At 39.5% G+C, this 12266-nt stretch carries 12 protein-coding genes and 1 tRNA gene; 8 read left to right on the top strand and 5 right to left on the bottom strand.

Annotation, left to right across the window (positions count from 1 at the left end):
* The first annotated feature begins 14 nt into the window (after positions 1 to 14).
* The 4 genes from ruvB to F8M47_RS10385 all read left to right on the top strand — a co-directional run bounded on the left by ruvB (position 15) and on the right by F8M47_RS10385 (position 4661).
* A complete protein-coding gene (ruvB, locus tag F8M47_RS10400; protein ID WP_150540007.1) occupies positions 15 to 1022 on the top strand; it encodes a Holliday junction branch migration DNA helicase RuvB in 1008 nt (335 codons plus the stop codon).
* 171 nt (positions 1023 to 1193) lie between these two features.
* On the top strand, positions 1194 to 2117 hold the full coding sequence (oppB, locus tag F8M47_RS10395; RefSeq protein WP_150540006.1) for an oligopeptide ABC transporter permease OppB: 924 nt from the start codon (positions 1194 to 1196) through the stop codon (positions 2115 to 2117).
* A gap of 20 nt (positions 2118 to 2137) precedes the next feature.
* Positions 2138 to 3052: an oligopeptide ABC transporter permease OppC gene (gene oppC / locus F8M47_RS10390; RefSeq protein ID WP_150540005.1), complete on the top strand. Its 915-nt coding sequence runs from the start codon at positions 2138 to 2140 to the stop codon at positions 3050 to 3052.
* A 10-nt stretch (positions 3053 to 3062) separates the two neighbouring features.
* A complete protein-coding gene (locus F8M47_RS10385; protein WP_150540004.1) occupies positions 3063 to 4661 on the top strand; it encodes an ABC transporter ATP-binding protein in 1599 nt (532 codons plus the stop codon).
* Between the two features lie 196 nt (positions 4662 to 4857).
* Here F8M47_RS10385 and F8M47_RS10375 read toward each other — a convergent pair whose 3' ends face one another.
* The gene (locus F8M47_RS10375; RefSeq protein ID WP_150540003.1) at positions 4858 to 6996 is read right to left on the bottom strand and encodes an alpha-galactosidase; all 2139 of its coding nucleotides are present in this window, start codon (positions 6994 to 6996) and stop codon (positions 4858 to 4860) included.
* A gap of 45 nt (positions 6997 to 7041) precedes the next feature.
* The gene (locus F8M47_RS10370; RefSeq protein ID WP_150540002.1) at positions 7042 to 8328 is read right to left on the bottom strand and encodes an MFS transporter; all 1287 of its coding nucleotides are present in this window, start codon (positions 8326 to 8328) and stop codon (positions 7042 to 7044) included.
* Positions 8329 to 8599: 271 nt separating this feature from the next.
* Between F8M47_RS10370 and F8M47_RS10365 the strand changes: the two genes are divergently transcribed.
* Positions 8600 to 9595 (top strand): LacI family DNA-binding transcriptional regulator, encoded by a 996-nt coding sequence (locus F8M47_RS10365; RefSeq protein WP_150540001.1) that lies wholly within the window; start codon positions 8600 to 8602, stop codon positions 9593 to 9595.
* 86 nt (positions 9596 to 9681) lie between these two features.
* Here F8M47_RS10365 and F8M47_RS10360 read toward each other — a convergent pair whose 3' ends face one another.
* Entirely contained in the window at positions 9682 to 10272 is a 591-nt protein-coding gene (locus F8M47_RS10360; protein ID WP_150540000.1) for a YajG family lipoprotein, read from the bottom strand.
* A 128-nt stretch (positions 10273 to 10400) separates the two neighbouring features.
* Here F8M47_RS10360 and F8M47_RS10355 point away from each other — a divergent pair, with 128 nt between their 5' ends.
* Complete coding sequence (locus F8M47_RS10355) at positions 10401 to 10712, top strand: BolA/IbaG family iron-sulfur metabolism protein (protein ID WP_150539999.1); 312 nt, start codon at positions 10401 to 10403, stop codon at positions 10710 to 10712.
* Between the two features lie 118 nt (positions 10713 to 10830).
* Positions 10831 to 10920 (top strand) — tRNA-Ser (locus tag F8M47_RS10350).
* 201 nt (positions 10921 to 11121) lie between these two features.
* On the opposite strand, the gene F8M47_RS10345 is transcribed toward F8M47_RS10350, so the two are convergent.
* Together F8M47_RS10345 and F8M47_RS10340 are read right to left on the bottom strand one after the other, a co-directional pair.
* On the bottom strand, positions 11122 to 11496 hold the full coding sequence (locus F8M47_RS10345) for a copper resistance protein NlpE (RefSeq protein WP_150539998.1): 375 nt from the start codon (positions 11494 to 11496) through the stop codon (positions 11122 to 11124).
* Positions 11497 to 11512: 16 nt separating this feature from the next.
* Positions 11513 to 11821 carry a DciA family protein gene (locus F8M47_RS10340; RefSeq protein ID WP_150539997.1) on the bottom strand — a complete coding sequence of 103 codons (309 nt, stop codon included), beginning with the start codon at positions 11819 to 11821 and terminating at the stop codon, positions 11513 to 11515.
* Positions 11822 to 11932: 111 nt separating this feature from the next.
* Between F8M47_RS10340 and secM the strand changes: the two genes are divergently transcribed.
* Positions 11933 to 12241, top strand: a complete 309-nt coding sequence (secM, locus tag F8M47_RS10335; protein ID WP_150539996.1) for a secA translation cis-regulator SecM — start codon at positions 11933 to 11935, stop codon at positions 12239 to 12241.
* Positions 12242 to 12266: the final 25 nt, after the last annotated feature.

Genomic DNA, 12266 nt, shown 5'->3' with positions numbered 1-12266 from the left:
AATACATAACTCAAATGATTGAAGCAGATAGAATAATTAGTGCCTCGCCAAAGCGTGAGGAAGAAGTGATTGACCGTGCAATTCGTCCTAAATTGCTTGCCGATTACGTTGGTCAGCCTTCGGTGCGAGAGCAGATGGAAATCTTTATTAAAGCAGCAAAGTTGCGTGATGAGGCATTGGATCACTTATTGATTTTCGGCCCACCAGGTTTAGGAAAAACGACCTTAGCGAATATTGTTGCGAATGAAATGGGCGTAAATATTCGTACTACTTCAGGGCCTGTATTGGAAAAGGCTGGCGATTTGGCAGCAATGCTGACCAATTTAGAACCTTACGATGTGTTATTTATTGATGAAATTCACCGCTTATCGCCAGCGATTGAAGAAGTGTTGTATCCTGCAATGGAAGACTATCAGCTGGATATTATGATCGGTGAAGGCCCTGCAGCTCGCTCAATTAAGTTGGATTTACCACCGTTTACTTTAGTTGGTGCAACCACTCGAGCTGGATCGCTTACCTCACCATTGCGAGATCGTTTTGGTATTGTTCAGCGTTTAGAATTTTATTCAGTAGAAGATTTAACGTCGATTGTAAAGCGCAGCGCAGATTGTCTAAATCTCAATTTATCTGCAGATGGTGCTTATGAAGTTGCTCGCCGTTCAAGAGGTACACCACGTATTGCTAACCGATTATTACGCCGCGTACGTGATTATGCGGATGTGCGTAATAACGGCGTGATTACTTCTGATATAGCCAAACAGGCGCTTGCAATGCTTGATGTGGATTCTGAAGGCTTTGATTTTATGGACATAAAACTGTTACAGGCAATTGTAGAACGTTTTGATGGCGGCCCAGTTGGGTTAGATAACTTAGCAGCAGCAATAGGCGAAGAACGAGACACAATTGAAGATGTACTTGAGCCTTATTTAATTCAACAAGGCTTTTTACAGCGCACACCTCGTGGGCGAATTGCGACCAGCAGAACCTATGCGCATTTAGGTATCGCCAAATTAGACGAATAATGGTGCTGTGATAAGCTAAACAAGCGGTCAAATTTTCAGAATATTTTGCAATGTTTGTAAAAAGTTTAGGAAATTTGACCGCTTGTTGTTTATTTGCACTTGCTTCATATTTACAAAATGTACTATTTCGGTTACTAATTAGTCATTATTAATAAAAATGGAGGATTGCAAATGCTGAAATTTATTATCAAGCGGATTCTGGAAGCGATTCCAACGCTATTTATTCTAATTACCTTTTCATTCTTTCTAATGAGACTTGCGCCAGGAAGTCCATTTACCTCAGAAAAAGCCTATCCGCCAGAAGTGATGGCAAACATAGAAGCTAAATATCATCTAAATGAGCCACTTTATAAACAATATTTTATCTATATGGATAATCTTGCGCATGGTGATTTGGGACCTTCTTTTAAATATAAAGATCAATCAGTAAATGATTTAATTGCTTCGGCACTTCCTGTTTCAATTAAATTAGGCGTTGTCGCATTTATTTTTGCAGTGATAATTGGATTAACAGCAGGTATTGTAGCGGCATTAAAGCAAAATAGTAAATGGGACTATATTGTGATGGGTTTTGCGATGACGGGGGTGATTATGCCAAGTTTTGTATTTGCCCCTTTACTTGTATTATTTTTTGCGATTCATCTGCAATGGCTCCCTGCTGGTGGCTGGAACGGTGGGCAATTATATTATATGGTGTTGCCAGTGCTTTCACTCACAATTGGCTATGTGGCAGGACTTGCTCGAATTACTCGTGGCTCAATGATTGAAATTCTCCATTCAAATTATATCCGTACGGCAAAGGCAAAAGGCATACCAATGCGGAAAATCATTTTTAAACATGCACTAAAACCTGCGTTAATTCCTGTTATTACTTATCTTGCGCCAGCTTTCGTCGGCATTATCACAGGCTCAATGGTGATCGAAAGTGTATTTGGCTTACCAGGTTTAGGACAATTATTTATTAATGGGGCGCTCAATCGTGATTATTCTTTAGTATTGAGTTTAACCATTCTAGTCGGCACACTAACTATTTTATTTAATGCGATAGTCGATATTTTATATGCGGTGATAGATCCGAAAATTCGTTATAGCTAACAAAACATCAGGAGGGAATTATGCAGATGAATAAAAATTCAACGTTTTCGGAAAATACTGCCTCAACGAATATGGTACTTACGCTTGAAGGACGTAGTTTATGGCAAGATGCTCGTCGACGTTTTTTCCGTAATAAAGCTGCAGTGAGTAGCTTATTTATTTTATTTCTGATTGTGTTATTTATCACTTTTGTACCAATGTTGATGCCGTTTAGTTATGACGATACCGATTGGAATATGATGAGTGCCACACCTGATATAGAATCAATGCACTATTTTGGTACGGATGCTTCAGGGCGCGATCTTATGGTGCGTGTTGCAATGGGGGGCAGAATCTCGCTTATGGTTGGGATTGCAGGTGCGTTAGTAGCGGTAGTGATTGGCACGATTTACGGCGCAATTTCAGGCTATATTGGTGGCAAAGTTGATAGCTTCATGATGCGCTTTTTGGAAATTTTAGGCTCATTTCCTTTTATGTTCTTCGTGATTTTATTAGTGACTTTTTTCGGACAAAATATTTTCTTAATTTTTGTTGCGATTGGCATGATTGCTTGGCTTGGACTTGCGCGAATTGTGCGAGGACAAACGCTCGCGCTAAAAAATAAAGAGTTTATTGAAGCTGCAATTGTATGTGGTGTTTCTCGTCGCCAAATTATCTGGCGCCATATTATCCCAAATGTACTCGGCTTAGTGGTGGTGTATGCTTCGCTTGAAGTGCCTGCTTTGATTTTATTTGAATCCTTTTTAAGCTTTTTAGGGCTTGGTACGCAAGAGCCGATGAGTAGCTGGGGCGCTTTACTGAGCGATGGTGCGTCTCAGATGGAAACCTCACCGTGGTTGCTTGGCTTTCCTGCTTTTTTCCTCTGCTTAACGCTGTTTTGTTTCAATTTTATTGGCGATGGTTTGCGTGATGCATTAGATCCAAAAGATAAATAGGCGGTAAAGGATGAAATTCTTAGAAGTAAAAAATTTAGACGTATATTTAAAAGCTGAAGATAATTTTTCGCACACTGTTCGTTCAGTCTCATTTAGTTTAGAAAAGGGTAAAACGCTAGCGATTGTAGGGGAGTCAGGTTCGGGTAAATCGGTAACTTCAATGTCGATAATGCAATTGCTTCCGAAAAATATTGTGCAGTATGGAAAAGATTCTCAAATTATTTTTGAAGATCGTAATATTTTAGCGCTGTCGGAGCAAGAAATGTGCACCTTGCGAGGAGATCGCATCGGTATGATTTTTCAAGAGCCAATGACTTCGCTAAATCCTTATATGCCGATTGGGGAACAAGTGGCAGAAGCACTGACTACTCATTCAGCAGAAATAACTAAGCAAGAAGCTCAAGCGCTGACTTTAAGCGCATTGCAAAAGGTGAAAATTCCGAATGCAGAAAAGAAATTAAATTGTTACCCACATGAGTTTTCTGGCGGGCAGTTGCAACGGATTATGATCGCTATGGCGATTATTAATAAGCCCGATCTTTTAATTGCAGATGAACCAACCACTGCGCTAGACGTGACTACCCAAGCAGAAATTTTAGATCTGATGCTCGAATTACAAGCTGAAATGGGTATGGCGATCATTCTGATTTCACACGATCTTCGTTTAGTCCAAAAATACAGCGATGAAGTGTGTGTAATGAAATCGGGCGAGATTGTAGAACGAGGTAAAACAGCGGAGGTATTTGCTCAGCCGAAGCATTCATATACACTTGAATTACTTACACCGCTCCCAAGCCATTTTAAAACCAGTCAAGCTGAACAAGCTCAGTTATTGATTGATGCTAAAAATATTAATGTCGATTATGTATTGAAACGTTCGTTTTGGGGAAAACCGAAAAAAGTATTTAATGCGGTAAAAGATATTTCATTCCAATTAAATGTGGGCGAAACACTGGGGATTGTGGGCGAATCGGGTTCAGGAAAATCCACGTTAGGGCGTGCCATTATGCAAATATTGGATTATCAAGGGGAAGTAGAGTTTGCAGGACAATCAATTTCTACGTTGTCAAAAGAAGCGCGTCAATCGCTAAAACGTAATATGCAAATGGTGTTCCAAGATCCATTTAATTCTCTTTCACCGCGTTTGACAGTAGGGGAAATTATTGGGGAAGGATTGACGGTGCATTCCCCTAAGATGACAAAAACACAGCGCCGAGAAAAGGTACAAAAAATGCTAGAAGAAGTGAATTTAAGCCCCGCAATGATTAATCGCTATCCTCATGAATTTTCAGGTGGGCAGCGACAACGAATTGCGATTGCTCGCGCCATTATTTTAGAACCTAAATTTGTCTTGTTAGATGAACCTACCTCAGCACTTGATCGCTCAACGCAATTAACCGTAATTGATTTGTTAAATCGCTTACAGCAAAAATATGGCTTAAGCTATTTGTTTATTAGTCATGATCTTGCTGTGGTACGTGCGTTAAGTGATAAAGTGATCGTTATGAGTAAAGGCGAAGTAGTTGAAAGTGGCACTACTCAACAAATTTTTGAGCAACCACAACAAGCCTACACCCAACGCTTAATTGAAGCTTCGAATTTAGCTTAATCAATACACGTTTTAGAAGAAAGATAAAAGGCTCATTCACAGAGCCTTTTATTTTTTATAAGCGGTTTAATTTTATCGCTTTTTAGCAAAATAAGATTGAGCAGTAGAAGGATTATTTATGGAATCAAGGAAATTGATTAAATTTCTTTTTTGATCATTTCGTTTAGTAGAAGAAATTTGACCGCTTTTATTTGGATTAATCGATACGGCTGAATTTCAATAACATCGCAGAGGCTGGGTCGATAATTGGTAAACCTAAGCCTACTTTAGCAAGCCATTCGCTGTTGATGATAACTTTCTCACCGCTTAATGCTTTTACCATCCAATCAGGTAATTTTTTCATTAAGTGACCGAATTTTCCTTCGGCAAAGTTGTGTGGTAAATCTAAAATTTCTACTTGGTAGTTACCTTTTGCTAAATATGGCACTCGGAGAGATTCTTGGCGCAAGTAATCTAACATTGCAAGTTGGCTGATTAAAACAACCGCTTGTGAGTTATCTTGTGCAACGACACCGTTTACTAAAGAGGCAGGGTCTTGGCGATCTAAGCGGAATGCAGTGCCACTATGCAGTAACTCACGCAATGATTTATGTAGCGCAATATATTTTGCAAAGCTTTGGCGCTCTGCTTCGCCTTCTTTAACTGGATCTAACTCTACGCCCATATGACCGAATAATGCGGTTAAACCACGGAAATTCGCATCTAATTTGCGATAGGTGGTATGGCAATGCCAGCCTCCGATATGTGCGCCCATAATTTCAGGTGGATAGAAATAGCTAAAACCACGTTGAATGGTTTGGCGTTCCAGTGCATCGTTATCATCAGAAGTCCAGAAGCGGTGAGAGCGTTTTAATACTTCATAGTCAATCCGTCCACCACCAGAAGAGCAAGCTTCAAATTCAACCTGTGGATATTTTTCGCGAAGCACATCGCACAAGCGATAAAAAGCCTCAGTTTGTTTGGTGACAGCAGCCCTGCCTTGATGAGCACCTTGTACAATACGGCGGTTCATATCCCATTTAACGTAGTCAATTTCGTGGTTGCCGAGTAGCCAATCCATACGTTCAACTAAATAATCAAACACTTCTGGATGACATAAATCAAGCACGAACTGATTACGCTCTGCAGGTTGGTCGTAGCCTTCAACCGCTAATAACCAATCGGGATGTTGCTGGTAAAGTTTGGTTGGTTTGTTGATCATTTCAAGTTCAACCCAAATCCCGAATTGCATACCTAAATCTTTTACCGCTTTTACCACGGGGGGTAAGCCGTTTGGATATTTACGTTCATCTAAATACCAATCGCCCAAACCACCAAAGTCATCATCACGTCCGATAAACCAACCATCGTCAATAATAAAGCGTTCAACGCCCATTTCTGCAGCGGCTTTTGCCATGGCAATAATATGTTCTGGGTTATGGTCAAAATAAACCCCTTCCCAAATATTGAGATGCACAGGGCGAGTTTTACCTTGTGGGAAGTGGAGAATTTGTTCTCGTACATATTGGTGGAATTGTTTGCTCATTCCATTTAAGCCTTGCGTTGAAGCGGTTGCATAAACCCAAGGGGTGGAAATTTCTTCATCTTGTGCAAGTGAAATTTCGCCAGGGAAGTAAAGCGCTTCGAGTTGCACCGTCCGTCTACCACGAATATCAATATCAGCACGAATACGGTGGTTACCACTCCATGCTAAATGGAAGCCCCATACATCGCCTTTTTGCTCTTTATAGCCTTCTTCGCCGACAATCAGGATGGGCGGATATTCGTGCGAAGTTCTGCCCACACGGTTTTCTTGAATAAAACCGCCGTGTTTAAGATTTTTGCGATTTGGTTGAAATTCACGCACCCAACGACCGTAGAATGTGCAGACTTCATCGGCAAATTCTGGCAGAGGAAGCGTTACAGCAAGGCGATCTAGTTGATATTCGTCCGCTTTTAAATTGCGTAATTTGTTGCGTGTTTTCAGTACGGAAGTCGCTTTGTCCAACACAAATTCACTGCTAAATTCTAAGCCTGCAATTTCATCAATTTGGCGAATCACTAAGCGGTCGTTTTGTTGTTCAATTTTACTGAGTTTGAACACGGGCATTGAATCTAAGCCACTACGATGTCCTTCTACCGAAGAGGATTCAAAATAGCCTCGACCATTTTCTGAAGCAAGTGAAACAGGCACATCAATATCTAAACCGCCGTTGGTTACACCAGAATAGCTTAGCCATGCATTGGTTGGCTCGAAGGCGGCAAGCTTTTCGCCCCAGTAGAGAATTTGTGGATTATCTGAAGCATTGATAATCAGATCATTTTGATTGCTTGATAAGCGAATGATGTTGTTCATATTAAATTCCTTGTTTGCAAAATTGGAGAGAAAGATAACTGCTTGTTAAGCGCCTCTTACATTGCGTTTTTGTAATTGATAACGCTCTTGCATATTCATTTTGCCTGTTAGAGTAAAGACTGAGAGCAAGGTAAAACCTAGTGCCACACAACCTAAAATAAAGTAAGTATCTTGATAGCCGAATTTGTCATACCAGCTTCCGACGGTTGAAGATGCGAGCATATTGCCGACTTGTTTAATAAACTGGCACGCTACCATATAGATTGTTGCGGAGAAGTGAACTTCGAACACGTTACCAATGTATTTAAATAAGCCAACGAGGTAGAACGGCACTTCAAACATATGTAAGGTTTTTAACACCACAACGTGCCATGCTTCGGTAGCAAATGATGAGCCAATGATACGAATCGTCATAATAAAGCCTGCCACCAATAATGCATTTTTGGCGCCGATACGGTTAATCAATACAGGAACAAAGAACATAATCGCCGCATTTAAGAATTCGCCCATTGTAGTTACATAGCCGAACATCTCAATCCCTTCTTCTTTTGAATCAAAGAATGTATTAAAAAAGTTACCAAATTGTTGGTCGAAAATATCATAGGTACAAGCCACACCCACTACATACGCAAGTAAAGCCCAGAAGCGAGGAAGTTTAAAAAGTTTGAAGGCTTGTTTAAGGCTAACAGGGTTTTTATTTGCACCGAGTTGTGCCATTACAGAAGCGGTCGAATTTTGCTCTGGTTTTGCAAGTGCAACTAACACAAGTAACACGACTGCACCAGCTGAGCCAAGCCAGAATACAGAATCAGGATCTTTGCTATATAAAATCCCTGCGATAGAAGCACAGATCCCCCAGCCCATCATACCGAACATACGTGCACGTCCATATTCAAAGTTACTTTGACGGCTGACACGTTCAACATAAGCCTCTGATGCCCCCGCACCGCCAGAGAACACAAAGCCCATATAGATGCCACCTACGATTGCACCCACCCAAATATTGGTTTTTAGCATTGGCGCGAAAATGTAAATAAAGAATGGTGCGTAGAAGAGAAGGGCAATGGCAACTGCCCAGAGCATATGTTTTTTTACCCCGAGCTTATCGGTTACATAGCCGAAAATAGGTTGGAAACAGAGAGCAAAAAAGGACATTGAGGCGAACACGATGCCTCGTTCTTCACCGCTTAATCCATTAATATCTCCCAGCCAGATACCAAGGAACGGATAGCAGGTTGCCATGATAAAGAAATAGGTAAAGAAGTAACCGCTAAATACAAAATAATTACGGTTCCCCCAGTAATAAGCTTTATTTTGTGGTTGTGCTTGCATAATAAAACACCTTCTATTGTGGATTTGATGGGCAAAATGTTAACGTTATCATTTGCTTTTGCAAGAGGATAAAAATCAAAATTGTGAGCTAAATCACGTTTTTTAACGTTAACATTCTGATTTTGTGAGCAAGATCACAGTTATTGGCAAATAATTGGTTATTGAGAATTGATCCGCAAAAAGATAAAAGGTAAAGTGAAGCTAAACCGATAAATTAGTTTTAATTATCAATTTTCGTTTATCTATTTTTATTCTTTATAATTAATATTTTATGGCTTCCCTAAAAGATGTGGCAAAGTTGGCAGGCGTATCGCTGATGACTGTTTCTCGTGCAATTAATAATCCTGAACAACTTTCTGAAAAAACACGTAAAGCCGTGCAAGATGCGATTGCACAGCTAAATTATGTCCCCAATATTGCGGCGCAAAAAATTCGTGGTGTAAGTGAAAAAACTATAGGCGTGTTGTCCTTTAGCACGGCAACCACACCTTTCTCGGTAGAAATCTTGCTTGCAATTGAGCAAACGGTACGTCAATACGGCTGGAATTCCTTTGTGATCAATACGTTTGAAAATGATGATCAAGATGTTGAAAAAGCGGTGGAACTTCTACTTTCACATCGTCCGAGTGCGATTATTATTACCCGCCATGGACTTAAGAAAATCAAAATTCCTAAACGGCTAGCTTCATTGCCAATCGTGCTGGCAAACTGTGTGACAGATGATTTACAAGTTGCGAGCTACATTCCCAATGATTTCCAAGGACAATCGGATCTTACCCGTTTATTGGTGAAAAAGGGCTATAAAAAACCGCTCTGTTTGTATATTCCACATAATGCAATTGCGGCAAAAGAGCGCCAAAAAGGCTTTCAAACGGTCTGGTTTTCGCAAAAAAATGCAAATCAGCCGACGGAGTTTTTTATGGATGAAAGTGATGATTATTTGGAAGGTGCTGATCGGCTAAAACAGATTTTAGAGGCTGATCCAAACCATTTTGCTTATGACGTGATTGTGTGTGGAAACGACCGTATTGCCATGCTTGCCTATCAATTATTGCTGGCGAGAGGATTACGTATTCCGCAAGATGTGGCTATTGTTGGCTATGATAATATGGTAGGGGTAGCGCACTTGTTTTTACCTCCACTTACTACCGTGCAATTGCCACATTATCAAATGGGCGAACAAGCGGCATTACATTTAATTGAAGGACGAAAATCTAATAAGGTTCAACCGATTGATTGTCCGTTAATTGTAAGAGAATCTTGCTAATTCAAATAAAAAAGCGGTTAAATTTCTCTAGATTTTTTACAAAATATTGGAGAAATTTAACCGCTTGTTTGAGCGAAATATGAGGCTTATTTAAAGCGATGAATTGCGTTTGCAATTTCGTTATCGTTATAAATCGCTTTGATCACATCATCATATGCCTGACCTAGCACTTTTTTAATGTCATCATTATCCGTTGTAAATGCTGCACCTTCATAGCCACGAGTTGCATTAAAGTTTTTGCTAAAGTTACCTTTTGTTCCTTGTACCGTAACTTCTACACCGATTTCCGCATTCACTTTATATAATAAATTGCCTTGTTCAACGGTTGCAAAGAACTTGCGAACGTTTACGATAACATTAGCATTTGCAGCACCTTGAACTAATTGGAAGCCTTTGGCATTTAAGTCTTGTTGCATAGCTTGTTGGAACATTAAGCCTACTTCTGGGCTTGAAGTTAAGCGGTGTACTTGTCCATTTTTGGTATAGCTGGCGACTTCACGCGAGGTGCGTAAATCTTGCGTCATTACGCTTACTGCGGCAGTTTGGTTGTTTGTGTTAAAGGTAGTGGTTGGACTAGGGGTAGTGAAATTTAAAACGCTTGATTGAGATTGGCAACCTGCAATTACAGAAGTGGCTAGCGTAGTTACGATCAGTAATGCTTTTTTAGAGATGTTCATAAGAAATCCTTTTAATTGATAATTACTATTTGTTAATGGATAATGCGCCGATTTAGGCAATTTATCTACAGATAAGTTTTTTAATTATCTATTATCAATTCATAATTATCAATTCATAAGGAATAAAAATGTCGGTTGAACAAACTATTCAGCAAAAATTAACAGTACAATTTTCTCCGCTGTTATTAAAAATTGAAAATGAAAGCCATATGCATAGTTCTGATCGTGGTGCGGAATCTCATTTCAAAGTAGTATTAGTTTCGGAAAACTTTGTAAATCAACGTGTTATTTCTCGTCATCGTGCGGTTTATAGCTGCTTGGCTTATGAGTTAGAAAATGGTGTTCATGCTTTGGCGTTGCATCTTTTTACCGCAGAGGAATGGGCAGAAGCGAATGGTTTAGTACCGAAATCGCCAAATTGTGCAGGGGTAGGTCAGTAGTACTAATCAGGAATTGGTAATTATTTCACTGGATGAAGAAAATACTTGATTAGAGTGGCAAAAATCGGTATAGTTCCGCCCGTCTTTCAGATGCGCTTCTCGCGCATTTTAGTGAGTCGGTGAGATGTCCGAGTGGTTGAAGGAGCACGCCTGGAAAGCGTGTATATGCGAAAGTGTATCGGGGGTTCAAATCCCCCTCTCACCGCCATTGCTAATGCGAAAGAATCCTTACTGTTTTCATAGATATTTCCTTGGTTAAGTTAAAGTAAGTAATAATTACTTTTTTCCTTATTTAGGTTTAATCCCCAGACGAAAGTTTGGGGATTTTTTTACGTGTTTTATTTGTGTTTTGTTTAATACAAAAAAATAAAGCCCGCTAAAAAAGCAGGCTTTATTTCAAATCATAAAATTATTTAATTCTGTGTAATGTGTACGGATTATTGGCTGTTTTGGCTGGATTTCCGTTAGCATCACAAACTTCAACTTGATTTTCGCTCACTTTAAACGCTAATGAGCCAGAATCTTTTTCTAAACGAATCACACCACGTTTGCCTTGTTCCCAAGTGTAAGTGCCTTTATCTCTAAATGGGTATTCTTTACCAGCTTTAACGTAAACGGTATTGTATTGGTAGCTGCTATTTGCACCTAAAATAAGTTCTGCTTGGATTTTCTCACAATCTGCACAAGGTAATTCGCCTTGGAATGTGCCAGTAACTGATGGTTGTGGTAATAATGAACAAGCGCCTAACACCGCACTGAATGCAACTAATGCAATTTTTTTCATACCCTTTTCCTTCTATCTAAATGTGTCTAAAACTCGGATTCACTTTAAACTGAAGCTCAGTTACATGAGGAAAATCAGAGTGAATTAATTGTAGTAAATGTGCGCTTTGCAACTGTAAGCCTTGGCGTACCGTTGCATTTTGCACTTCAAATACAAGCTGATTATCAACTAAATTTACAATACGGTAAAGCCCGTGATACTGCTGTGGTAATAATTTTTGCACTTTCAAATGCAAATCATTTAATTGATTGGCTCGTTGGACAATCCGACTTAAGCTTGAGTTCTGCAAAACTTCAGTGATATTTTTTATTGCTGAATTTTTCATCTTTTCGGGCGTCATCCCTTGATTTTACGTTATTTGACCCAATAATCTGCCCATTCTACTGGAATTTAGCGTATAATTGGCAAACTTTTTGAGTATTTCAAACAAATGTTGATGAGTTTATTAAAGCATTTTCACAAAACACCATTTTGGTCGCAACTGGTTTTCGGATTGGTTGCGATTTTTGCGTTACCTGAAATTCAGGCAATCGCAAAAAATGAACAAGAAACTGTTATTAATCAACATTTTTCAACGTGTGCGACTTGTTCAGAAGAGCAAGAACAGCAATCTCTTTTTATCGCAGAGCTAAAACAAGAACTTGTCGAAATCATACAAGCGGTCGTTTTTTGTGAATTTTTTACCAAATCTTACTGCTTTGATGGGGATAGTAATCACCCAATCCGAGCAGGGCCTGTCGCCTAATCGTCAATATATTTATGATTAATTA

It is taken from the genome of Actinobacillus vicugnae (assembly GCF_901687125.1).
GTDB lineage: Bacteria > Pseudomonadota > Gammaproteobacteria > Enterobacterales > Pasteurellaceae > Actinobacillus > Actinobacillus vicugnae.
Note: the sequence above shows the minus strand (reverse complement) of the source record. Positions and strands in the feature narration are given on the sequence as shown.